The organism is Streptomyces sp. NPDC001443 (genome assembly GCF_053597355.1).
The window spans coordinates 69864-93346 of the sequence record NZ_JBSFIA010000039.1 but is presented as its reverse complement, the minus strand read 5'-3'; the positions used below and the strand labels follow the sequence as shown (position 1 = coordinate 93346).

General features: G+C 71.9%; 18 protein-coding genes. 16 read left to right on the top strand and 2 right to left on the bottom strand.

Annotated elements, in window-relative coordinates; all coding sequences use genetic code 11:
- The first annotated feature begins 159 nt into the window (after positions 1–159).
- Positions 160–2391 carry an N-acetylmuramoyl-L-alanine amidase gene (locus ACWC24_RS32515; protein ID WP_450666494.1) on the top strand — a complete coding sequence of 744 codons (2232 nt, stop codon included), beginning with the start codon at positions 160–162 and terminating at the stop codon, positions 2389–2391.
- Between the two features lie 129 nt (positions 2392–2520).
- Here the strand turns inward: ACWC24_RS32515 and ACWC24_RS32510 are convergent, their stop codons facing one another.
- Positions 2521–2880, bottom strand: coding sequence for a signal peptidase I (locus tag ACWC24_RS32510; protein WP_450666481.1), 360 nt, complete (start codon positions 2878–2880; stop codon positions 2521–2523).
- Between the two features lie 27 nt (positions 2881–2907).
- On the opposite strand from ACWC24_RS32510, the gene ACWC24_RS32505 reads away from it, so the two are divergent.
- The 7 genes from ACWC24_RS32505 (at position 2908) to ACWC24_RS32475 (ending at position 9622) form a co-directional block, all read left to right on the top strand.
- Positions 2908–3060, top strand: a complete 153-nt coding sequence (locus ACWC24_RS32505; protein ID WP_450666480.1) for a hypothetical protein — start codon at positions 2908–2910, stop codon at positions 3058–3060.
- Between the two features lie 149 nt (positions 3061–3209).
- Positions 3210–4556 carry an extracellular solute-binding protein gene (locus tag ACWC24_RS32500; RefSeq protein WP_450666479.1) on the top strand — a complete coding sequence of 449 codons (1347 nt, stop codon included), beginning with the start codon at positions 3210–3212 and terminating at the stop codon, positions 4554–4556.
- Complete coding sequence (locus ACWC24_RS32495) at positions 4556–5512, top strand: carbohydrate ABC transporter permease (RefSeq protein ID WP_450666478.1); 957 nt, start codon at positions 4556–4558, stop codon at positions 5510–5512. Before ACWC24_RS32500 ends, ACWC24_RS32495 begins: the two co-directional genes overlap by 1 nt.
- A complete protein-coding gene (locus tag ACWC24_RS32490; protein ID WP_450666477.1) occupies positions 5509–6372 on the top strand; it encodes a carbohydrate ABC transporter permease in 864 nt (287 codons plus the stop codon). Before ACWC24_RS32495 ends, ACWC24_RS32490 begins: the two co-directional genes overlap by 4 nt.
- 22 nt (positions 6373–6394) lie before the next feature.
- Entirely contained in the window at positions 6395–7360 is a 966-nt protein-coding gene (locus tag ACWC24_RS32485; protein ID WP_450666476.1) for an arabinan endo-1,5-alpha-L-arabinosidase, read from the top strand.
- A 51-nt stretch (positions 7361–7411) separates the two neighbouring features.
- Positions 7412–8926, top strand: coding sequence for an arabinosylfuranosidase ArfA (gene arfA, locus ACWC24_RS32480; protein ID WP_450666493.1), 1515 nt, complete (start codon positions 7412–7414; stop codon positions 8924–8926).
- Between the two features lie 87 nt (positions 8927–9013).
- On the top strand, positions 9014–9622 hold the full coding sequence (locus tag ACWC24_RS32475) for a DinB family protein (RefSeq protein WP_450666475.1): 609 nt from the start codon (positions 9014–9016) through the stop codon (positions 9620–9622).
- A 40-nt stretch (positions 9623–9662) separates the two neighbouring features.
- Here the strand turns inward: ACWC24_RS32475 and ACWC24_RS32470 are convergent, their stop codons facing one another.
- Positions 9663–11099 carry a PucR family transcriptional regulator ligand-binding domain-containing protein gene (locus ACWC24_RS32470; RefSeq protein WP_450666474.1) on the bottom strand — a complete coding sequence of 479 codons (1437 nt, stop codon included), beginning with the start codon at positions 11097–11099 and terminating at the stop codon, positions 9663–9665.
- Between the two features lie 136 nt (positions 11100–11235).
- Here ACWC24_RS32470 and speB point away from each other — a divergent pair, with 136 nt between their 5' ends.
- The 8 genes from speB to ACWC24_RS32430 all read left to right on the top strand — a co-directional run bounded on the left by speB (position 11236) and on the right by ACWC24_RS32430 (position 23455).
- Complete coding sequence (gene speB, locus ACWC24_RS32465) at positions 11236–12183, top strand: agmatinase (protein ID WP_384727628.1); 948 nt, start codon at positions 11236–11238, stop codon at positions 12181–12183.
- Positions 12180–13721, top strand: coding sequence for a purine-cytosine permease family protein (locus tag ACWC24_RS32460; protein ID WP_450666473.1), 1542 nt, complete (start codon positions 12180–12182; stop codon positions 13719–13721). The genes speB and ACWC24_RS32460 overlap by 4 nt, the downstream gene beginning before the upstream one ends.
- Positions 13722–13884: 163 nt before the next feature.
- Complete coding sequence (locus ACWC24_RS32455; RefSeq protein ID WP_450666472.1) at positions 13885–14277, top strand: YybH family protein; 393 nt, start codon at positions 13885–13887, stop codon at positions 14275–14277.
- A 208-nt stretch (positions 14278–14485) separates the two neighbouring features.
- Entirely contained in the window at positions 14486–15934 is a 1449-nt protein-coding gene (locus ACWC24_RS32450) for a gamma-aminobutyraldehyde dehydrogenase (RefSeq protein ID WP_450666471.1), read from the top strand.
- A 314-nt stretch (positions 15935–16248) separates the two neighbouring features.
- Positions 16249–18162, top strand: a complete 1914-nt coding sequence (locus tag ACWC24_RS32445) for a glycoside hydrolase family 5 protein (protein WP_450666470.1) — start codon at positions 16249–16251, stop codon at positions 18160–18162.
- A 136-nt stretch (positions 18163–18298) separates the two neighbouring features.
- Entirely contained in the window at positions 18299–19156 is an 858-nt protein-coding gene (locus tag ACWC24_RS32440) for a class I SAM-dependent methyltransferase (protein ID WP_450666469.1), read from the top strand.
- On the top strand, positions 19153–20574 hold the full coding sequence (locus ACWC24_RS32435) for an MFS transporter (protein ID WP_450666468.1): 1422 nt from the start codon (positions 19153–19155) through the stop codon (positions 20572–20574). The genes ACWC24_RS32440 and ACWC24_RS32435 overlap by 4 nt, the downstream gene beginning before the upstream one ends.
- 46 nt (positions 20575–20620) lie before the next feature.
- Positions 20621–23455, top strand: a complete 2835-nt coding sequence (locus tag ACWC24_RS32430) for a SpoIIE family protein phosphatase (protein ID WP_450666467.1) — start codon at positions 20621–20623, stop codon at positions 23453–23455.
- Positions 23456–23483 lie beyond the last annotated feature (28 nt).

Here is a 23483-nt window from a genome sequence, read left to right as displayed (position 1 = left end):
AGTCAACCGCCTTGGTTTCAGGGTGAATTAGTTGAACGTGTAAACTGATCGTGTACATTCCGTATCTCCGGGCCCGGGGGGTGCTGCGCTGTGCCGCCCCGCTGCGGGCCGTCCTGATCCGAGTGTGCATGGGGTGTGGGCTGCGTGAAGCGGCGTGTGATGTGGGGGGCGGTCGCCGTGGCGACCGCGGTGTCGGCGGGGGCGATCGTCGCCGTCCGGGCGACCGATCCTTCCGGTTCCGGGGCGGACGCGAAGCAGGCGGCGGGGCCGATCGTCACCCATGTGCGGTCCACCGCGCTGCGCGCCGACGGCGCCGGCGGTGTCTCGCTGAGCCGGTCCGGCATGGAGCCGTTCAGCATGCTGAGGCTGTCGTGGGACGACCCGAGCGCGCATGTCCGGGGTGCGGTCGAGGCCAGGACCCGACTGGCCGGAAGCCAGAAGTGGTCCTCCTGGCTCACGCTGGAGGCGGACGGCGGGGGCGGGGAGGACACGGCGCGCAAGGGGATGCGCGGAGCCACGGGCGCGGCCTGGTTCGGACCGTCGGACGGGGTGGAGCTCAAGGTCGCCGCGGGCGGCACGCTGCCCGCCGGGCTGCGGCTGGACGTGGTCGATCCCGGCGTCTCCGCGTCCAGGGGGATGCAGGCGGCGGCCTACGTCGTGGACGGGGAGAGCCCCGAACCCACTGACCTTCCCAGCGACCCGAGCACCTCCTCGACGCCCGGGACGGAGACCACCGAGCCGTCGGTGAGCGAGCCCGCGTCCGCGACCGAGACGCCCGCCGCCCCGACGACGTCGGCGACGGCCACGGCGGCTTCCCCGTCCGCCGGTGGGACGTCCACGGCCTCGACGGCGCCCACCGCGTCGGCGAGCGCCACGGCGGGCCCGCCGTCCTCCGTGCCCCAGCCGCCCGTGGTGAGCCGGGCGGCCTGGGGAGCGGACGAGACGCTCAACACCGAGTCGCCCGAGTACGGCACGACCGTCAAGGCCGTCTTCGTCCACCACACCGCCCAGACCAACACCTACTCCTGCGCCGACTCCCCGGCCATCGTCCGCGGTCTGCGCGCCATGCACCTGAACCAGGGCTGGAAGGACATCGGCTACAACTTCGTGGTCGACAAGTGCGGCACGATCTTCGAGGGGCGCAAGGGCGGCATCGACCGGCCCGTGATCGGGGCGCAGGCCGAGGGCTTCAACACCAACACCACCGGTATCGCCGTGATCGGTACGTACACGGACGTGGACGCGCCGGCCGCCGCGAAGACCGCCATCGCCCGGCTGGCCGCCTGGAAGCTCGGCCAGTACGGGGTGGACCCGCTGGGCAAGGTGACCCTGACGGCCGGCAAGGCCAACGGCAAGTTCGCCCTCGGGCAGTCCGCGGACTTCAACCGGATCTCCGGCCACCGTGACGCCTACGCCACCGAGTGCCCGGGCACGGTCCTGTACAGCCGGCTGCCGACCGTGCGCACCTGGGCCGCGGGCCCCGTCGCCGGACTCGCGGTCAAGTCGCTCACCGGCGCGACCCTGTCGGGAAGCACCTACCTGACCAAGGGCGCGGTGACCGTCGGCTGGGCCGCCACCACACCGGCCGCCCTCATCTCGAAGTACGAGGTGCTCGTCGACGGCAAGAGCGTCGTCGGCAAGACCGGCACCGCGACCTCCGCGGCCGTCACCCTCGCGGTCGGCAGCCACACCGTGCAGGTGCGCGCGACCCACCAGTCGGGCAGGACCGTCACCACACCGGCCGTCGCGGTGACGGCGGAGACCACCCCGCCGGTGTTCGCGACCAAGCCGGCGCTGTCGCTGCGCACCGGCACCGTCGACACCGCCGCCGTGCCGGTGACCCTCGCCTGGAAGGCCACCGACACCGCGGGCCTGAAGGAGGTCCGGCTGACCGCCCCCGCGGCCAGGACCTACGGACCCACCGTCACCAGCGCCGCGCTGACCGCCAAGTCCGGTGCGGCCACCGCGTTCGGCCTCACCGCTCAGGACCTGGCGGGCAACACCGCCGTCGCCTCGGCGTCGGCCGCCCCGGTGATCGTGCAGGAGACGTCCGCAGTCAGGACCGGCACCTGGACGGGCAAGACGTCCACCAGCTACCTCGGCGGCGCCTCGCTCGGCAGCTCCACGAAGAACGCCTCGCTGAGCTGGACGTTCACCGGCCGCTCGGTGTCCTGGATCGTCTCGCGCGCGGCCACCTCGGGACAGGCCGACGTCTACGTCGACGGGACCAAGGCCGCCACCGTCGACCTGAAGTCGGCCACGACGGCGTACCGCAGCGCGATCTGGACCAAGAACTGGTCCGTCGCGGGCAAGCACACCGTCAAGATCGTCGTCACCGCGACGAGCGGGCGGCCCACCGTCACCACCGACGGGATCGTCTACCTGAAGTAGGAGCCGGGGCGGAGCGGGGCTCCGCGGCCGCGACCGAAGGGGTGGGTGTTCCGAACCTGGTTCGGAACACCCACCCCTTCGGCATGCGATGCCGTCGCCCGCCGTGCCGACCCCGATCCCGGGACACCGTCAGGCGGCGTAGCCGGGTACGGACGGCCACCGAACGGTCAGGACCACCGACTCCTCCTCCGCGAACCACGAGTGGTCGACCCCGTGGCCCCACACGACGTAGTCGCCCTGCTGTTCCAGGACGACGACGCGACCGGGGAGCCGGACGTGGAAGCGGCCGCTGATCAGGACCAGGACGGCCGTGCGCTGCTCGCCCGTCACCCACTGCACGCGTTCCTCGCCACGGGGGTGGACACCCCACTTGATCTCCACCGCCGCACAGTGCCGCGGATCGTCCGGGTCCTTGAAGTGGCCCAGGATCCATCCCCTGTCCAGTGCCGCGTCCTTGCCCGCATTGCCCACGTACACACTGTCGTCCACGGGCCCGGACGCTAGCACCTTGCCACCGTGCGCGCCGCCGCGGCGGTGCTCCTCCTCGCCGACGTCTGCCTCGACCTCGCCACCTCCGCACCCGGCCCCGAGCCGGCCGTCGCGGTCGCTGTGGCCGTGGCCGCGGAACTGCCGCTCGCGGCCCTGTGCTTGGTGCTCGCCGTCAGGTGAGTCGTGTGCAAACCATTGACGCGGAAGCGCTTCGACTCTACGGTCCCGTTCGAAGTTGCGAGCGCTATCCGAAATACCGAACGGCATCGAACGGCACTGAACGATCGAACGACGTTTCTTTCGCATATCTCGAACAGTTAGGGCAGGGAATGGGACGACCTGACCTGAATCGCAGGCAACTCCTGGGCGGACTCGGAGGGTTGTTCGTCGCGGGCAGCTTCGGTTTCGCCGCACTCGGGACCGGGGCCGACGCGCTCGCAGCCGGCTCGCAGACCCGCGTGCGGTACTGGAACCTCTTCAGCGGCGGCGACGGCTACAACATGATCGCGATGCTGGACGCCTTCCGTAAGGCGACACCGGACATCGCGGTGAAGGACTCCACCCTCCAGTGGGGCAACCCCTACTACACCAAACTCGCCATGGCGGCCGCCGGCAGCCGCGCCCCCGACCTCAGCGTGATGCACCTGGGGCGCGTCGCCGGATTCGCCCCGGGCCGCCTGCTGGACCCCTGGGACATGGAGCTGCTCGCCAAATACGGTCTGAACGAGGCGGACTTCAACCCGGCGCTGTGGAAACGCGCCGTCATCGACGGCACGTTGTACGCGCTGCCGCTCGACATCCACGTCCAGCTCTGCTTCTACCGCAAGGACGTCCTGAAGAAGGCGGGACTGCTCGGCGACGACGGCCGTATCGTGCCGGTCACCTCCACCCAGGAGTGGTTCGACGTCCTGAAGGCCGCCAAGAAGGCCACCAAGAGCGGACTCCAGACCCTCGGCCTGCACGCCAACGACCAGAATTTCTCCTGGTGGTTCTTCGTCGCCTTCTACCAGCAGCTCGGTGGCACCTACTTCGACGACGCCCGCACCCGGGTCACCTTCGACGAGGACAAGGCCACCCAGGTCCTGGAGTTCCTGCGGCAGCACGTCACCGACGGCTACGCCCAGGCGGGCGCCGCCGACGCCGAACAGTTCATCAACGGCGCGCCGTTCACCTGGGAGGGCAACTGGTCCGTGCCCGTCTACAACGGCGCGAAGATCGAATACGGGGCGACCCCGCTGCCGCCCGTCTTCGGCACGGCGGCCACCCATGCCGAGTCGCACTCCTTCGTCCTGCCCCACCAGACGCACCGTTCCGGCGCCACCAACGAGGCCGCCCACCGACTGGCCGCGTACATCGTCAAGAACGCCCTCGTCTGGGCCGAGGGCGGCCACATCCCCGCCTACCGGCCGACCCTGTCCTCCGCCGCGTACAAGAAGCTCACCCCGCAGAACGAGTACGTCTCCGCCATGGACCACCAGGCCACCGAGCCGAAGGTGTGGTTCGCGGGCTCCACCGGCACCCTCGCCTCCCGGATCGGACCGGTCATCGCCGCGTCCAACCTCGGTTCCGCCAAGCCCGACGCGACCGCCCGCCGGATGAAGGGCGTCCTGGAAGAACTGCTGGTCATGAAGAACCCCATGGACGGCAGGACCGCAGCGCAGGGAGGTGCCTCCTGATGAGCACGACAAGCGCCGAGACCGCTCTCGCACCCGCCCGGACGCGCGACATCGCAGCCTCGGGCCGCACCGACAGCCTGCGCGACCGCATGGGACGGCGGCTCCAGCACGGCGGCTGGTTCATCGCCCCCTTCCTCGTCCTGTTCGTGCTGTTCGTGATCTGGCCCGTGCTGCGCGGTGTCTACCTCAGCCTCACCGACGCCAACATCTCCGGCGTCGGCGCGAACTTCGTCGGCCTCGACAACTACCGCGAGGCGCTGGACGATCCGCTGGTCTGGAACTCCCTGGGCCACAGTGCGTACTTCACGCTCCTGGTCGTGCCCTGCATCACCGTCCTCGCCTTCCTGATGGCGATGCTCGCCCACCATATCGAGCGCGCCAAGTGGCTGTGGCGGCTGTGCTTCTTCGCCCCGTTCCTGCTGCCGTCGACGGTCGCCGCCAACCTGTGGCAGTGGCTGTTCAACCCCGGCACCGGCATGGTCGACCACGTCCTCGGCATCGAGACGCCCTGGCTCACCGACAAGGCCTACGCGATGCTCGCCGTCGTCGTCTGCACCCTGTGGTGGACGGTCGGCTTCAGCTTCCTGCTCTACCTCGCCGCCCTCCAGGCCATCCCCGACCACCTCTACGAGGCGGCCAAGCTGGACGGCGCCAACGCCTGGCACCGCATGGCGCACATCACCCTGCCCATGCTGCGCAACATCACCGGACTCGTCGTGGCGTTGCAGATCCTCGCCTCGCTCCAGGTCTTCGACCAGGCGGTCGTCATGTACGACTTCCAGCCGGGACCGGAGGAATCGACCCGCACCTTCGTGCAGTACACCCTCGAAGAGGGCTTCACCAGCTACCGCGTGGGCTACGCCTCCGCGATCTCCATCATCTTCTTCGTGATCATCGCGTCCGTCGCCTTCGCGCGGATGTGGCTGCTGCGCAAGCGTGAGGAGGGCGCGCGATGACCACCGCGCAGATCCCGGTCAAGTCCCGTTCCGCCAAGCCCTGGACCCCGAGCCAGATCGTCCTCACCCTGCTGGGCGTCGCCGTCTCCCTGGTGTGGACGGCACCCCTGGCGTGGGCCCTGTTCACCTCCCTGAAGTCGGAGACCGAGGCCGTCGAGGTACCCCCGCACTGGCTGCCGAAGGCCTGGACCGCCCAGGCCTGGAAGGCCATCTTCGACACCGGCAACATCACCGACTGGTTCGTCAACTCGCTCGTCGTCTCGGTCTGTGTCACCGCAGTGGTGCTGGTCGTCAGCGCGCTCGCCGGATACGGCTTCGCCCGCACGGAGTTCCGCGGCAAGGGCGCCCTGCTGGCCCTCGTCATGACCGGGCTCATGGTCTCGCCCGCCGTGCTCGGCGTGCCGCTGTTCACCACCGTCCAGCAGATGGGCATGGTCGACACCTACTGGGGCATGATCCTGCCGCAGTGCGCGCCCGCTGCCATGGTCTACATCCTCTACAAGTTCTTCCAGGGCATCCCGCGCGAACTGGAGGAGGCCGCCTTCATCGACGGCGCCGGACGGTGGCGGGTCTTCTTCACCATCGTGCTCCCGCTGTCCCGCCCCTCCCTCGCGGCGGTCGGCATCTTCACCTTCATCGCCTCCTGGAACAACTTCCTGTGGCCGTACATGGTGACCAACAACCCCGACCTGATGACCATGCCGAACGGCATCGCGACCGTCATGAACTCCTACGGCATCCAGTGGGCCCAGCTCATGGCCGGCGGCCTGATGGCGGGCCTGCCGCTGATCGTCGTCTTCGTCTTCTTCCAGCGCCAGATCGTGGCGGGTGTCGCGCACACCGGCCTCGCCGGGCAGTAACTCCCCTTAAGGAGCTACCCAGTTGAAGCGCATCGGACTCGCGGCGGTGTTCGCCGCCGTCCTGCTCGCCCTGCTGCCCGCGACCGCGCGGGCCGCCGACTACCCCGATCCGCAGCCGATCACCGGCCAGCAGATCATCCACGACCCCACCGTCATCCGCCTGAAGTCCGGCGGGTACGTGGCCTATTCGACCGGCGGGATCATCGGCGCCCGGCTGTCGAAGGACCGCAGACAGTGGGACGACGCGGGCAACGCCTTCGCCGAGCCGCCGAGTTGGTGGTACGAGTACAACGCCACCGGCGACCCCTGGGCGCCCGACATCTCCTACCGGGCCGGCCGGTACTGGCTCTACTACGCCGTCTCCTCCTGGGGCACCAACCACTCCGCGATCGGCGTGGCCACCTCCCGCTCCGGCCTGCCCGGCACCTGGACCGACCGGGGCAAGGTCTTCACCTCCGAGACGACCGACGCCTGGAACGCCATCGACCCGGCGGTCGTGCGGGCCGACGGCAGACTGTGGATGGCCTTCGGCTCGTACTGGACCGGCATCCGCATGGTCGAACTCGACCCCGTCACCGGCCGGGCCGTGCCCGGAGCGACCGTCCACCACCTGGCGACCCGCCCGGACGCCCCGTACGCCGTCGAGGGCCCCTCCGTCGTGCGGCACGGCCGCTACTACTACCTGCTCGCCTCCTACGACGCCTGCTGCTCCGGCGTGAACTCCACCTACAAGATCCGGGTCGGCAGATCCACGAAGGTCACCGGCCCGTACACCGACAGCACGGGCACCCCGCTGCTGGCGGGCGGCGGCGATCTGCTGCTGGCCGGACACGGACGCTTCGTCGGCACCGGAGGCGAGTCGGTGTTCCGCGACAGGGGCCGGGACGTCCTCGCGTACCACTACTACGACGCGGCGGACTCCGGCATCCCCAAGCTGGGCCTGAACACCCTCCAGTGGACCAGGGACGGCTGGCCGATCGTCCGCTAGGGCCTGTCGTCAGCAGCAAGTGATCCAGAACCATCCATGCGAAAGGCGACCATGCACACCGCCCGTTTCACCCTCGACCCCGCCTTCACGATCGGCGAGGTCGACCCCCGTGTCTTCGGCTCGTTCGTCGAACACCTCGGCCGCTGCGTCTACACCGGCGTCTTCGAGCCGGGCCACCCCGCGGCCGACGAGGCCGGGATCCGCACGGACGTCCTGGAGCTCGTCCGCGAGCTCGGCGTCACCGCCATCCGCTACCCCGGCGGCAACTTCGTCTCCGGCTACCGGTGGGAGGACTCCGTCGGCCCGGCCGAGGACCGCCCGCGCCGCCTCGACCTGGCCTGGCACTCCACCGAGACCAACCGCTTCGGGCTCTCCGAGTACATCGCCTTCCTCCGGAAGATCGGCCCGCAGGCCGAGCCCATGATGGCCGTCAACCTCGGCACCCGCGGGGTCGCCGAGGCCCTCGAACTCCAGGAGTACGCCAACCACGCCGGCGGCACCGCGCTGTCCGACCTGCGGGCCGCGCACGGCGACAAGGACCCGTTCGGCATCCGGCTGTGGTGCCTGGGCAACGAGATGGACGGCCCCTGGCAGACCGGCCACAAGACCGCCCGGGAGTACGGCCGCATCGCCGCCGAGACCGCCCGCGCGATGCGCCAGCTCGACCCGGGCGTCGAACTCGTCGCCTGCGGCTCCTCCGGTCAGTCGATGCCCACCTTCGCCGAGTGGGAGGCGACGGTCCTGGAGGAGACGTACGACGTCGTCGACTACGTCTCCCTGCACGCCTACTACGAGCCGCTCGACGGCGACGTCGACTCCTTCCTCGCCTCCGCCGTCGACATGGAGTCCTTCATCGAGAACGTGGTGGCGACCTGCGACCACGTGGGCGCCCGGCTCAAGTCCAAGAAGCGGATCAACCTCTCCTTCGACGAGTGGAACGTCTGGTACCTCTCGCGCTGGCAGGAGCAGGCGACCACGTTCGCCCAGGACGACTGGCCCGAGGCGCCGCGCCTGCTGGAGGACAACTACAGCGTCACCGACGCCGTCGTCTTCGGCTCCCTGCTCATCGCCCTGCTGCGGCACGCCGACCGGGTCACCGTCGCCTGCCTGGCGCAGCTCGTCAACGTCATCGCGCCGATCATGACGGAGCCGGGCGGCGCGGCCTGGCGCCAGACGACGTTCTTCCCGTTCGCGCAGGCCTCGCGGTACGGCCGCGGGCAGGTCCTCGACGTACGCGTCGACTCACCGACGTACGAGACGAAGCGGTACGGCGAGGCGGACCTGCTGCACGCCACCGCCGTGCGCGCCGACGACGGCACCGTCACCGTCTTCGCGGTCAACCGCAGCCGCACCGACGCGCTGCCGCTCGAAGTCGCCCTCGGCGGCCTGGAGTTGACCGAGGTCGTGGAGCACAGCGCGCTCGCGGACGCCGACCCCGACGCCCGCAACACCCTCGACGACCCCGACCGGGTCACCCCGCACCCGGTCGCGGGGACGGCGCTGACGGACGGCACCCTCACCGCCGTACTGGAACCGCTGTCCTGGAACGTGATCCGGCTGGGCTGATCCCTCGGGTTCCGGGCCGGTCCGTCGGGGCCGGCCCGGCCCGGGAAAGCAGGTGGACAGAGATCGCCGGACCGGCAGACTGACCCCATGACCGCAACCGAGCCCAAGGCCGATCTGCATCGCTACCTCCAGTCCGCCCGCGACGCCCTGCTGTGGAAGCTCGAAGGACTGGGCGAGTACGACATCCGCCGCCCGCTGACGCCCACCGGCACCAACCTGCTGGGCCTGGTCAAACACGTGGCCAGTGTGGAGCTGGGCTACCTCGGCGACACCTTCGCCCGGCCGTCCGGCGAGCCGGCTCCCTGGTTCGACGACGCGGCCGAGACCAACTCCGACATGTGGGCCACCGCCGACGAGACGCGCGAGCAGATCGTGGGGTTCTACCGCCGCGCCTGGGCACACGCGGACGCGACGCTCGACACGCTGCCCCTGGACGCGGTCGGCAAGGTCCCCTGGTGGCCCGCCGACAAGGCCGAGATCACGCTGCATCACGCCGTGGTGCGTGTGATCGCCGACACCCAGCGGCACGCCGGGCACGCCGACATCCTCAGGGAACTCCTGGACGGCGCCGTCGGGATGAACGAGGCGAACGGCAGCATGACCACGGACGACCCCGCCTGGTGGGACGACTACCGCGCCCGCCTCGAGCGCGCGGCCCGGGAGGCCGAGGACAGGGCGCGGGCGGACAAGGCATAGGCAATTAGGGGGCGGGTGATCCGGACCGTTCGCGACCGGATCAGTCCAGCAGCCCCAGCTCCACCGCCGACCGGATCGCCATCCAGACCTCGGTGAACGCCCCGGTGGCGGTGAGGTCGCGGCCGGTGAGCGCGCTGAAGCGGCGCAGCCGGTAGGCGAGGGTGTTGGGGTGGATGTGCAGGGCCGCCGCCGCGTCGTCGGTGCGCCGGTCGCGTTCCATCCAGGTGCGCACCGACAGCAGCAGGTGCGCGTCGTGGGCGGCGTCGTAGCGCAGCACCTCGCCCAGCACCTGCTCGACGAGCGCGTCCAGCGCCGCCGGGTCGTCGGGCAGCCAGCGGCCGGCCGGGTCGTTGCCGTACCGGACCAGCGGACGGCCCGAGGCGGCGGCCTGGGAGGCCGCCCACCGGGCCTCGCGCTGGGCGATGCGCAGCGACGCGCCGCAGGGCAGGGGCCGGCTGGTACCGGCGGCGACGCCGGGCACCGCCGCGACCGTGTCCGCCAGTGCGGGCGCACCCAGCAGATAGCGGTCCTCGCCACGGTTGAGCAGCAGGAACGGCTCGTCGTCGAGGGCGCGCAGCAGCGCCTGCTCGGTCACGCCCCGCACCACGGTCAGCTCGGTCGTGCCCTCGATGGAGTGGCGCAGCAGGCGGCGCTCGGCGGCCTCCCGCTCCAGGGTGCCCTGGAGCATCTCGGCGAGGATCTCGGTGCCCTCGCGGCGCAGCGTCTCGCGCTCGGTGCGGATCACGGCGAGCTGGAGCGCGGCGACGGTCGCGATGTGCTGGACCACGGCCAGACCGGCCGGGCGCGCGCCGTCGCGTTCCAGCGCGATCAGGAAGCCGGCCGTGCCGCCCGGTGAGGGCACCGGCAGCACGAACCCGCCGGGGATGGTCGGCGGGGCGTCCGCGGACTGGGGGACCAGCGACGGCTCGGGGACGGGCACCCCCGTCAGCAGGGGCCGGCCCTGGGTGGTGCACAGCCGGATGTCGTAGCCGGAGAGGTGCTCCAGCCGGCGGAAGAGCGTCGCGGTGTCCAGGTTCTCCGCCGCCAGCCAGCGCAGCGCCCCGAACACCTGGAGCTGGGCGCCGAGCCGGTGCCGGGAGTCCTCCTGCACGGCGGCCGCCACCTCCTGCGCCACCACGATGAACGGCACGGCGAGCGGTACCTCCAGGACCGGCATGCCCCGCTCCTCCGCGGTGTCGAAGAACGCCTGCCGCAGCGGGGGCATGTGCAGCTGCACGGACACCGCCAGCGCGGCCACCCCGGCGTCGTCCAGCCGCTCCAGATAGGCCCGCTGTCCCGCGGCCGATCGCGGCAGGGCGCGTCCCGTGGTCATGATGATCTCGGCGCCCAGCAGCCAGGGAGTGGGGTCCTCCAGCTCACTGGCGTGGGCCCAGGAAACCGACCGGTCCAGTCCGGCCCGGCCCGCGAGCAGCCGGAGCTGGAGCGCCGGATAGGTCAGCACTTCCCGGACACTCACCCCGCGTCGTTTGTTCCCTTCCACAAAAACAGCCTAACTGTTTGTGTCTCACACGATTGTCGGCCGGCGTTTCCCGCGCGGACACTTCGGATGTGCCGGGTGGTCCCGGTGCGTGTGAGAAGGAAGGCAAGAGGCAATGACCGAACCCCGTGGACCCGTCGACTCCTCCCGGGTACCGCGTTTCGCGGGTCCCGCGACGTTCGCCCGGTTGCCGCGCCTGGACGAGGTGACCCGTGCCGACGTCGCGGTGGTCGGCGTGCCGTTCGACGCGGGCGTCTCCTACCGGCCCGGCGCCCGTTTCGGCGCCACCGCGGTGCGTGAGGCCAGCAGGCTGCTGCGCCCCTACAACCCGGCGCTGGACGTCTCCCCGTTCGCGACCCAGCAGGTCGTCGACGCCGGCGACATCGCCTGCAACCCCTTCAACATCAACGAGGCCATCGAGACCATCCAGGAGGCCGCGACCGGTCTCCAGGCCGACGGCACCCGGCTGGTCACGATCGGCGGCGACCACACCATCGCGCTGCCGCTGCTGCGCACCGTGGCGGCCAAGCACGGCCCGGTCGCGCTGCTCCACTTCGACGCGCACCTGGACACCTGGGACACTTACTTCGGTGCGGAGTACACCCATGGCACCCCGTTCCGCCGGGCCGTCGAGGAGGGCATCCTCGACACCGAGGCGCTGTCCCACGTCGGTACCCGCGGCCCGCTGTACGGCAAGCAGGACCTCACGGACGACGAGAAGATGGGCTTCGGCATCGTCACCTCGGCGGACATCTACCGGCGCGGCGCCGACGAGGTCGCCGACCAGCTCCGGCAGCGCATCGGGAACCGGCCGCTGTACATCTCCATCGACATCGACTGCCTCGACCCGGCGCACGCCCCCGGCACCGGCACCCCCGAGGCCGGCGGCATGACCTCCCGCGAGCTGCTGGAGATCCTGCGCGGCCTGGCCGGCTGCAACCTGGTCGGCGCCGACGTGGTCGAGGTCGCCCCGGCCTACGACCACGCCGAGATCACCGCGGTGGCGGCCTCGCACGTCGCCTACGACCTGGTCAGCCTGCTCGCCCTGAAGGAAGCCCCATGAGCAACACCGCTCCCGCCCTCACCGAGGTCGAGCAGTTCGGCATCGAGCGCATCCCCGACGCCGACCGTACCGCCAAGCCCCTGGACCTGTTCCGGCTCGCCTTCGGCGGCGCGAACACCTTCGCCACCTGCGTGCTCGGCGCCTTCCCGATCCTGTTCGGGCTCTCGTTCAAGCAGGGCCTGCTGGCCACCGTGCTGGGCCTGGTCGTGGGCGCGCTGATCCTCGCGCCGCTGTCCGTGTTCGGCCCGCGCAACGGCCTGAACAACGCCGTCTCGTCCTCCGCCCACCTGGGCGTGCACGGCCGGGTCGTCGGCTCGTTCCTGTCGCTGCTCACCGCGATCGCGTTCTTCTCGATCTCGGTGTGGTCCTCCGGCGACGCCCTGGTCGGCGGTGCGCACCGGATGGTGGGGCTGCCGCAGAACGACGGCATGTTCGCCCTGGCCTACGGCGTTTTCGCGGCGCTCGTGCTCGTGGTGTGCATCTACGGCTTCCGCTTCATGCTCTTCGTGAACAAGATCGCGGTCATCGCGGCCTCGGCGCTGTTCGTCCTCGGCTTCTTCGCCTTCGCCGGCGACTTCGACTTCGGCTACCAGGGCGCGTTCGCGTCGGTGTCGACGCCGGGCTTCTGGCCCGCGTTCATCGGGTCGGCGCTGATCGTGCTGTCCAACCCGGTCTCCTTCGGCGCCTTCCTCGGCGACTGGTCCCGCTACATCCCGGCCGAGACCCCGCGCAAGCGCGTGATGACGGCGGCGTTCGCCTCGCAGATCGCGACCATCCTGCCGTTCTTCTTCGGTCTGGCCACCGCGTCGATCATCGCGGCCAAGGCGGCCCCGTACCTGGACCCCGCCGCCCCGAACTACGTCGGCGGCCTGCTGGCGATCGCGCCCTCCTGGTACTTCCTGCCCGTCTGCCTGCTGGCGCTGATCGGCGGCATGGCCACCGGCACCACCGCGCTCTACGGCACCGGCCTGGACTTCTCCAGCGTGTTCCCCCGGTTCAACCGGGTGCAGGCGACGGTGTTCATCGGCGTCCTGTCGATCGGCTTCATCTTCGTCGGCCGCTTCGCGGCGAACCTGGCGCAGTCCATCTCCACCTTCGCCACGCTGATCATCACCTGCACCGCGCCGTGGATGGTCATCATGATGCTGGGCTGGCTGACCCGCCGCGGCTGGTACGACGCGGACTCCCTCCAGGTGTTCAACCGGCGCCAGCGCGGTGGCCGCTACTGGTTCGCCCACGGCTGGAACTGGCGCGGCATGGGCGCCTGGCTCGGCTCGGCGATCCTCGCCCTGCTGTTCGTGAACCTGCCGGGCCAGTTCGTCGGCCCGCTGGGCGACCTGGCCGGCGGCGTCGACATCTCGCTGCCGGTGGGCCTGGGCCTGGCCGCCGTCGTCTACCTGGGACTGCTGTTCCTCTTCCCCGAGCCGCGCGCCGTCTACGGTCCCGAGGGACCGCGCCTGGTGGGCTCGTCGGACACCCCGGTGCCGCCGATCACCGGTGAGGACGCTTCGTCCGAGCCCGTGGAAGAACTGATCTGAACCGGTGCCGGCCACGCGGCCGGCACCGCCTTCACCACTTGCCCGGGTACCGCCGGAGCGGCCCCGCCCGGCCGTTCCGGCGCAACCGCCCGGGGCGTGCCACCACCCTGGAGCCGGTTCCACCGTCCAGGTCTCGCACCACCTGCCGCAAGGAGCACCACCCATGACCGACGAGGTACTCGAAGCCGCCGACGCGCTGGTGGCCGCCTTCGCCGAAGGCCGGCTGGACGACTACTTCGGCGCGTTCGCGCCCGACGCCACCTTCGTGTTCCACACCACTCCCGAGCGGCTCTCCTCCACCGCCGAGTACCGCGCCCTGTGGGACCGCTGGGTCGCCGAGGACGACTTCCGGGTGCTGTCCTGCGTCTCGACCGGCCGCCTGGTCCAGCCGCTCGGCGACGACACCGCCGTCTTCAGCCACGACGTCGCGACCACCGTGCGCACCACGGCGGGCGAGGAGAGCCTCGCCGAGCGCGAGACGATCGTCTTCCACCGTGCGCCGTCCGGCCGCTGGCTGGCCGTGCACGAGCACCTCTCGCCCACGCCGGGCGCGTGAGCGGATCCGGGCCGGGCGCGTGAGCGTGCCCGGCCCGTCGGCCAGGCGTCCCGGCCCGGCGGGTGACCGACCCGGCTCGGCCCGGGCGACCCCGCCGGAGGTTTCCGGCGGCATCCCACGAAACACGACGTACCACGACACACTCCCGCACCCCCGGACGCGCCGCCGAGACGCCGCGCCGGTGGGCGGGCCGACGAGGAAACAGGTCATGAGCGAGCTTCTTGCGCTGCGCAACCACATCGACGGCCACTACGTGGACGCGGCCGACGGCCGCCGTCTGGACGTGGTCGACCCGGTCACCGGCGAGGTGTACGCGCACGCGCCGCTGTCGGGTGCCGCCGACGTGGACGCGGCGATGGCCGCCGCGGCCGCCGCCTTCCCGCAGTGGCGCGACGCCACCCCCGCCACCCGGCAGCGGCTGCTGCTGCGCGTCGCGGACGCGGTGGAGGCCCGCGCCGCCGACCTCGCCGACGCCGAGTGCCGCGACACCGGCAAGCCGCGGGCGCTGACCCTCTCCGAGGAGATCGCGCCGGTCGTCGACACCATCCGCTTCTTCGCCGGTGCCGCCCGGATGCTGGAGGGCCGCTCGGCGGGCGAGTACACCGAGGGCCTGACCTCGATCATCCGCCGTGAGCCGGTCGGCGTGTGCGCGCAGGTCGCCCCCTGGAACTACCCGCTCATGATGGCCGTGTGGAAGTTCGCCCCGGCCGTCGCCGCGGGCAACACCGTGGTCCTCAAGCCCTCCGACACCACCCCCGCGTCCACCGTCCTGCTCGCCGGCATCATCGGTGAGGTCCTCGAGGACATGGACCTGCCCGCGGGCATCCTCAACGTCGTGTGCGGCGACCGCGAGACCGGACGCCTGATGGTGGAGCACCCGACCCCGGCGATGGCCGCCATCACCGGCTCGGTGCGGGCCGGCATGGAGGTCGCCGCGTCGGCCGCCCGTGACGTCAAGCGCGTCCACCTGGAGCTGGGCGGCAAGGCCCCCGCGCTGGTCTTCGCCGACGCCGACCTCGCCGCGGCGGCCGAGGGCATCGCCGCCGGCGGTTACTTCAACGCCGGCCAGGACTGCACCGCGGCCACCCGCGTGCTGGTCCACGAGTCGGTCCACGACGAGTTCGTCGCCGCCCTGGCCAAGGCGGCGTCCGAGACCCGTACCGGCGGCGGCGTCGACGACGAGGACATGTTCTTCGGCCCGCTCAACAACGCCGACCAGCTCGCGCGGGTGGCCGGCTTCATCGACCGGCTGCCCGAGCACGCCACCGTGGAGAGCGGCGGTCACCGGGTGGGGGAGCGCGGCTACTTCTACGCGCCGACCGTGGTCTCCGGGCTGCGCCAGGACGACGAGATCGTCCAGAACGAGGTGTTCGGCCCGGTGATCACCGTCCAGTCCTTCACCGACGAGGATCAGGCGGTCGCCTACGCCAACGACGTCGAGTACGCCCTGGCCTCCTCGGTGTGGACCCGCGACCACGCCCGTGCGATGCGGATGTCCAAGGCGCTGGACTTCGGCTGCGTGTGGATCAACACCCACATGGCGCTCGTCGCCGAGATGCCCCACGGCGGCTACAAGAAGTCCGGCTACGGCAAGGACCTCTCCGCCTACGGCTTCGAGGACTACACCCGGATCAAGCACGTGATGACGGCCCTGTGACCCACGCCTGAAGCACGGCTGACCCACGGCACCGGAGGCCGCCTCCGGGACGGCCCATGCACAACGCCCGACCGGGCTCTCCCGGTCGGGCGTTGTGCATGGGGCCGTCCCGGAGCTCCTCGGCACGTCGTCTGTCACCGGTGCCGGTCAAGTACGGCTGAAGTGACGGCAGTTGCTCCGTAGACTGGAGGTACTGTCCGCCGACGGAGTTGTCCGGCCGTTGCGCGGGAGACCGTCGGCGGGCGCCGTGCACCGCGTCGTCCGTCGGCAGCGCCACCCCCACCCGCGCACCGACGCTCGTCCACGGAGGACCTGTGCCCACCAGGCTTGTTCAGTACCTGACAGGGGTGGCCTCGGCCGTACTCCTGCTGGCCGCGACACCCGGGGCGGTCGCCGCCGTCCCGGCGTCCCCGGCCCCCGTCGCCCGGGCCGCCGCCGTCGCGCAGACGGAGGCCTGGCAGCCGCCCCTGTCGACCAGCGGCCGCTACATCGTCGACGCGGCCGGCAACCGCTTCCGGCTGAAGTCGGCCAACTGGGACGGCGCGCAGGGCTCGTGGACCGGCAGCGGAAGCATCGACGACCCCGCCAACCATCACGCCGGACAGAACTCCTACGGAATCCCCCTCGGCCTGGACCGCGTTCCCCTGGCCACGCTGCTCGCCGACTTCCACGCCCTCGGCATCAACAGCATCCGGCTGCCGTTCTCCAACGAGATGATCCACGCGACGGCGGCCGTGCCGGACGCCGCGGTCGCGGCCAACCCGCAGCTGCGCGGGCGTACACCGCTCCAGGTCTTCGACTCCGTGGTGGCCGCCCTCACCCAGGAGGGCTTCGCGGTCATCCTCAACAACCACACCAACACCTCCCGTTGGTGCTGCGGCGTCGACGGCAACGAGCGGTGGAACAGCGGCCAGAGCACTCAGCAGTGGGCCGACGACTGGGTCTTCATGGCCCGTCGCTACGCCGCCGACCCGCGTGTGGTGGGCGCCGACCTCTACAACGAGGTGCGGCGCGACGTCCTGGACGACCCCAACTGGGGCCTGGGCGACAACCACGACTGGTACGCCGCCGCCCAGTCGGCCGCGGACCGCATCCTCACCGAGGCCAACCCCGATCTCCTCATCGTCGTCGAGGGCATCAACTGGACCGGACTGCCCGTGGACGGGCTGCCGCACGGCCGTCCCATGCTGACCCCCGCGCGTACGCTCTCGCACACCCTCGTCGCCGCCCACAAGCTGGTCTACTCCGCCCACTTCTACGGGTACACGGGGCCGAGCCACAGCGGAGCCACCGGGATCGGCGAGACCCACGACGCCCGCTACCAGGACCTCACCCGCGACGCGCTCTACCAGGCCCTCTACGACGAGGCGTTCTTCGTCGAGGACGGCGGCACGCACTACACCGCGCCCCTGTGGGTCAGCGAGTTCGGCATCGGAGCCGGTGAGTCGAACTCCGCGGCCCGCACCTGGTTCGGCAACCTCACCGACTACTTCGCCGACCACGACACGGACTTCGCCTACTGGCCCCTGGTCGGCTGGGAGGGCCACGACGACTGGGCGCTGCTGCGCTACGACACCGACGGCCACCGGTACGGTCTCCTCGACCCGGGCGACTGGCGCGCCGCGGGATGGAACCGCGTCATGACCGCGCCGACCCGCACCGGGTCCGTCGACCCGGTCGCCTCCTGGCACATGCTCGCCACCGACCACGGCGACCACGTCGAGTCGCTGCGGGTGCGCGCCGGCGGCGACTGGGACTCGGGCGCGTCCAAGGCCGTGTGCCCCGACGGCCTGCGGCTGACCGGCCTCGGGCACAAGGCGGTCCGCGGGCTGTGCACCGACGTCACCGCCGGTGACCTGCGTGCCGCGGGCAACACCCAGACGGTCGTCACCGACGAGCGCAACGTCCCGTCGGGCGGGGACTGGGCCTCCGGCTACACCAAGCTCCAGTGCCCCTCCGGCCAGTTCCTGATCGGCTTCAGCCGCCGCGGCGGCCGGACGTCGGCGGCCCTGTGCGTCCCGGCCCGCACCTCGCTCGGCGGCGCCGGACGGACGGTGTGGTTCGACCGGTCCGACAACCGCCCCGCCGACGCCCGGGGCGGCGACTTCGCCTACGGCGACTACAAGGGCCAGTGCGCCGACGACGAGTACGCCGCCGGGATCGCCTTCACCACCCGGATCGGCAGCAGCGGGGGCCCCGCCGCACTGCTCTGCCGCAAGCTGGGCTGATGGGCTGATGGGCTGATGGGCTGATGGGTTGACGGGCCGACGGCGCGGCCCCGGCCCCGGCCACCGCTGCCGGGCCGGGCGCCGCGCCGGACGTCCGCGAGATGTGCGCACGCCGTCCTGCCCCGACAATGGGCGGGTGGCAGGTGAAACGGACTCCCGTACGCCCCGCGCTCCGCAGGGGGCCGTGCGCCCCGGGACCTACGGAGAGCGGCTGTTCCGTCCGCAGGACGAGGGCGAGTCGGACCGGACCGACCTCGGAGCCCTCGTCTACGACCCCCTGACGACCGCGCGGCTGCGGGAGCTGGGCGCAGGTCCGGGCTGGCGCTGCCTGGAGGTGGGCGCCGGAACCGGCACGGTGGCCGCCTGGCTGCTGCGCGAAGCGGGCGTCGCCGAGGTCGTGGCCGTGGACCGGCACACCACGTTCCTGCCCGGCGAGCCGGTCGACGGACTCACCACGCTCCAGGCCGACGTGACCTCCGACCGCTTCGGCCCGGACCTCTTCGCTCCGGGCGGCTTCGACCTCGTGCACGCCAGGTTCGTCCTGATGCACCTGCCGTCACCCGCCGAGCTGGTCGAGAAACTCGCCGGGCTGCTCGCGCCGGGCGGTGTCCTCGTGCTGGGCGACGCGGTGGACCTCACCACCGACGCCGCGCCCGACACCCCGTACACCCGGGCCATGCGGGCCATGTGGCAAGGGCTGCGGGAGACGATCGGCACCGACATCTCCTGGGTGCCGCGTTACCCCGAGCTGATGGTCGCGGCGGGCCTGGAGTCCGTGGCGGCCGAGATCCACGTACCGCCTCTGGTACCGGGCAGTCCCATCAACCGCTTCTGGGCCCGGACCTGGGACCGGGCCCGTACGGCGATGACGGCGACGGGCGTGGTGGACGACGCCGCGATCGAGGAGGCCGAGCGTCGGCTGGAGTCCCCGGAATACGTCGGGCTGTCGCCCGGAATGCTGACGGCCTGGGGTCGCAGGCCGGCCCGTCCTTGACCGCGGGCGAGGGGGCGTACGCGGCGGGCGAAGCGGCGGAGCGACGGTCCTCGGCGCCGCTGCTGGCGGTGTGCGCCGGGTACTTCATGGTCATCCTGGACGTGACGATCATCAACGTCGCCGTGCCCGTGGTGGGCCGGGACCTGTCCGCCTCGCTCACCGGCATCCAGTGGATCACGGACGGTTACACGGTCGTCTTCGCGGGCCTGCTGATGACCGGGGGAGCGCTGGGCGACCGGCTGGGCAACCGCCGGATCTTCTGCTGGGGCGTCCTGGTGTTCACGGCGTCCTCGGCCGCGTGCGCGTTCGCGCCGAGCACCGCGTTCCTGGTCGGGGCCCGGCTGGCCGAAGGGCTCGGCGCCGCCCTGATCGTGCCCGGGTCGCTCGCCCTGCTCCAGCAGGCCTACCCGCGGCCCGCCGCACGGACGCGGGCCTTCGGGCTGTGGGGCTCCATGGCCGGCATCGCCGCCTCCGCCGGACCCCTGCTGGGCGGGCTGCTGGTCTCCACGGTGGGCTGGCGCTCGGTCTTCCTGATCAACCTGCCCGTGGGCGCGGCCTGTCTGCTGCTGACCCTGCGGCACGTGGCGCCCTCGCCCCGGCACGGCACACGGGCCCTGGACTGGCCGGCGCAGTGCGCGGTGGTGGCCGCGGTGGCCCTGCTGACCGGCGCGCTGAACGAGGCCGGGCGGCGCGGCTGGACGGATCCCGCCGTGCTCGCAGGGCTGGGCCTGGCCGTGCTGGCGGCCCTGGCGTTCGTGCTGCGCGAGCGACTGGCCCGGGCTCCGGCCCTGCCGCCGAGCCTGCTGCGCTCCCGCGAGATGCGCGGGACCCCCGTCATCGGCCTGCTGTTCAACTTCGCCTTCTACGGCATGGTGTTCACCGCCAGCCTGTACTTCCAGCACCAGCGCGGCTTCAGCGCCCTGGTGACGGGGCTGGCGCTGTTCCCGGCGGTGGTCATGACCACGTTCGCCTCGGTGCTCTCGGCCCGGCTGGCCCGCCGTACCGGCGACCGTCCGCTGGTGGTCTCGGGCATGCTGCTGGGCGCCCTGGGGCTGACGGGCTGGGCGGCGGCCGGAGCCGAGCCCGCCTACGCGGTACTGGTCGTGCCGATGATGGCGGCGGGGTTCGGTACGTCCTTCGCCCTGACCGGCGCGACCGCCACCGTGATGGGTGCGGCGCCCCCGGCGTACTCGGGAGCCGCGTCCGCGCTGTTCAACACCACCCGCCAGATCGGCAGCGCCACCGGCGTGGCCCTGGGAGGCAGTCTGCTGGCCACCGGGGCCGGCTACGAGGCGGGGCTGCGCACGAGCATGGCCGTCGGCGCGCTCGCCTATCTGACCGCCGCGGCACTCGCCTGGCGCTGCGTACCGGCGAAGCCGGGGGAGGCTGGGCGCAGCCGTCCGGGTGCCAGGTCATAGAGGGCGCCCCGGCGAGTGACACCGCAAATATGGGTAAAAAGGGTGCATGGTGCGATTGCCTCGCCGATCGAGTCCGTCGTCCGACGCCGACGATGCCGTGCGGGCGGACGAGATCCCGGACGGTGAGCGGCACGGCCGGACCGGCCTGAGGTCGCTGCTGAACGTGCGCAGCGTGGTCGGCCAGATGTTCGTGATCCAAGTGGTGATGGTCCTGCTGCTGGCCCTCGTGGGCGGCGTCCTGCTGGCCCTGACGGTCCGGCATCAGACCACCCGCGCGGCGACCGCCGCCTCCGTCGCCGTGGCGGCGGGCATCGCCGAGGCCCCCGGCATCAAGGCGGCCCTGAAGTCGCCCGACCCGTCGGCGGTGCTGCAACCGCAGACCGAGGCGATCAGGACGGCCACCCATCTCGACTTCATCGTGATCGTCGGAAAGAACGGAGTCCGCTACACCAGTGTGGATCCGAGCCTGATCGGCAAGCGCATCCCCTACCCCGACGACCTGGCGGCGCTGCGTGCCGGGCGCACCCTCACCGGGCGCGGCGAGGTCGGACACGCCACCGCGATCCGCACCTTCGCCCCCATCAAGGACAGCGACGGTTCGGTGATCGGCGGGGTGGTCGTCGGCGTCAGGGTGACGAGCATCAGCGCCGAGGCCATGAGACAGCTTCCCGTCCTGCTCGGCATCACGGCCGCCGCCGTGGTCGTCAGCACCGTCGGCGCGCTCGTGGTCGGCAGACGGCTGCTGCGCCAGACGCACGGCCTCGGACCGGCCGAGATCACCCGTCTGTACAACCACCACGACGCGGTCCTGCGAGCCGCCCGCGAAGGCGTCGTCATCGTGGACGCCGACCGCAGACTGCTGCTGGTCAACGAGGAGGCCCGGCGCCTGCTCGAGCTGTCGCCGCAGGCCCAGGGCCGGCGCGCGGACGAACTGGGCCTCGCGCCGCCGATCGCCGAACTGCTGGCCTCCGGACGCGAGGCAACCGACGAGGTGCTGCTGGCCGGCGGCAGGGTCCTCGCGGTCAACCAGCGGCCCCTGGAAGGGTACGGAGGCGGCTCCGGCAGCGTCGCGACCCTGCGGGACTCGACCGAGCTGAGAGTGCTGTCCGGCCGGGCGGAGCAGGCCCGGGAGCGCCTGAAGGTGCTGTACGACGCCGGTATCGGCATCGGCACCACCCTGGACGTGACCCGGACGGCCGAGGAACTGGCCGAGGCGGCGGTCCCGCAGTTCACCGACTACGTGACCGTCGACCTCGCCGAGCCGGTGCTGCGCGGCGAGGAGCCGACCGGCACGGAGCAGTCGCTGCGCCGCGTGGCCGCCGCCGGCATCCGGGCGGACGTGCCGTTCATGCCCGTCGGCGAGAACGTCGCGTTCGCGCCGACGGGGTCCCCCCTGGCGGACCCGGCCCGGGGGCACGGGGTGATCGACCACGACCTGCGCACCGTCCCCGGACACGTGCCCGGGTACGTCCCCGGGTTCGGGCCCCAGGATCCCGACCGTCTGCGGAGGGTCGTCGAGCACGGCGTCCACTCGCTGATCACGGTCCCGCTGCGCGCCCGAGGCGTGGTGCTGGGGGTGGCCCGCTTCTGGCGCTCGGAGAAACCCGAGCCCTTCGAGGACGACGACCTGGCCCTGGCCGAAGAGATGGCCACCCGGGCCGCGGTCGCCATCGACAACGCCCGCCGCTACACCCGCGAGCACGCCATGGCCGTGACACTGCAACGCAGCCTGCTGCCCGCGTCCCTGCCCATGCTCAGCGGCCTCGAGGTCGCCCACCGCTATCTGCCCGCCGAGTCGGGACACGTGGGCGGCGACTGGTTCGACGTCATCCCCCTGCCCGGCGCACGCGTTGCCCTCGTGGTCGGGGACGTCGTCGGCCACGGTCTGCACGCCGCGGCCACCATGGGCCGGCTGCGCACCGCCGTGCACAACTTCTCGGCCCTCGACCTCGTCCCCGGCGAGCTCATGGCCCATCTCGACGAACTCGTCACCCGGATCGACACCGACGAGGCGGACGACGACACCGGCCGCAGCCTCACCGGCGCCACCTGCCTCTACGCCGTCTACGACCCGGTCTCCGGCCGTGCCACCGTGGCCAGGGCGGGGCACCCGGGGCCGCTCGTGCTCCGGCCCGACGGCACGGTGCACGCCCCCGAGGTGCCCGTCTCCCCACCGCTGGGCCTGGGCGGCGCGGAGCCGTTCGAGTCGGCCGAGCTGCGACTGGCCGAGGGCAGCGGACTGGTGCTGTTCACCGACGGGCTGGTCGAGGAGCGAGGCCGGGACATCGACGTCGGCCTCGGACTGCTGCGGGACACGCTGGCCGGCCACCCGCGACGGGACCCGGAGGAAACCTGCCGGGCCGTCTTCGACGCCGTGCTGCCCACCCGCCCCCGCGACGACGTCGCCCTGCTGGTGGCCCGCACCGGACTGCTCGACCCGGCCCGGATCGCCCAGTGGGAGCTCCCCCCGGACCCGGCGGCGGTGGGCCCGGTCCGCGCCGCGTGCGGCCGACAACTGAGGGACTGGGGGCTCGACGGCATCGGCTACGCCACCGAACTGATCCTCTCCGAGCTGGCCACCAACGCCGTCCGCTACGGCGCCCCGCCGATCAGCGTGCGCCTGCTGTACGACCGGACCCTGATCTGCGAGGTCTCCGACGGCAGCCACACCTCGCCGCACCTGCGCCGGGCCGCCGCCACCGACGAGGGAGGCCGCGGCCTGTACCTCGTGGCACGGTTCGCACAGCGCTGGGGCACCCGCTACACCCGGCACGGCAAGGTGATCTGGACCGAGCAGGCCCTGCACGAGGAGACCACCACGGAACCGACGGAGGACATGCCCGACGCCCTGCTGGACCAGTGGGGCGACGACACCCTGTGACCGAACCGGGCGGACGGAGCCCGGCCCG

Bases quoted from the DNA above. Each gene is read 5' to 3' on its own strand.
- ACWC24_RS32495 (WP_450666478.1), top strand. From the start codon at position 4,556: ATGAGCACGACAAGCGCCGAGACCGCTCTCGCACCCGCCCGGACGCGC.
- ACWC24_RS32490 (WP_450666477.1), top strand. From the start codon at position 5,509: ATGACCACCGCGCAGATCCCGGTCAAGTCCCGTTCCGCCAAGCCCTGG.
- ACWC24_RS32455 (WP_450666472.1), top strand. From the start codon at position 13,885: ATGACCGACGAGGTACTCGAAGCCGCCGACGCGCTGGTGGCCGCCTTC.
- ACWC24_RS32515 (WP_450666494.1), top strand. From the start codon at position 160: ATGTGGGGGGCGGTCGCCGTGGCGACCGCGGTGTCGGCGGGGGCGATC.
- ACWC24_RS32500 (WP_450666479.1), top strand. From the start codon at position 3,210: ATGGGACGACCTGACCTGAATCGCAGGCAACTCCTGGGCGGACTCGGA.
- ACWC24_RS32430 (WP_450666467.1), top strand. From the start codon at position 20,621: ATGGTGCGATTGCCTCGCCGATCGAGTCCGTCGTCCGACGCCGACGAT.
- ACWC24_RS32475 (WP_450666475.1), top strand. From the start codon at position 9,014: ATGACCGCAACCGAGCCCAAGGCCGATCTGCATCGCTACCTCCAGTCC.
- arfA (WP_450666493.1), top strand. From the start codon at position 7,412: ATGCACACCGCCCGTTTCACCCTCGACCCCGCCTTCACGATCGGCGAG.
- ACWC24_RS32450 (WP_450666471.1), top strand. From the start codon at position 14,486: ATGAGCGAGCTTCTTGCGCTGCGCAACCACATCGACGGCCACTACGTG.
- ACWC24_RS32460 (WP_450666473.1), top strand. From the start codon at position 12,180: ATGAGCAACACCGCTCCCGCCCTCACCGAGGTCGAGCAGTTCGGCATC.
- speB (WP_384727628.1), top strand. From the start codon at position 11,236: ATGACCGAACCCCGTGGACCCGTCGACTCCTCCCGGGTACCGCGTTTC.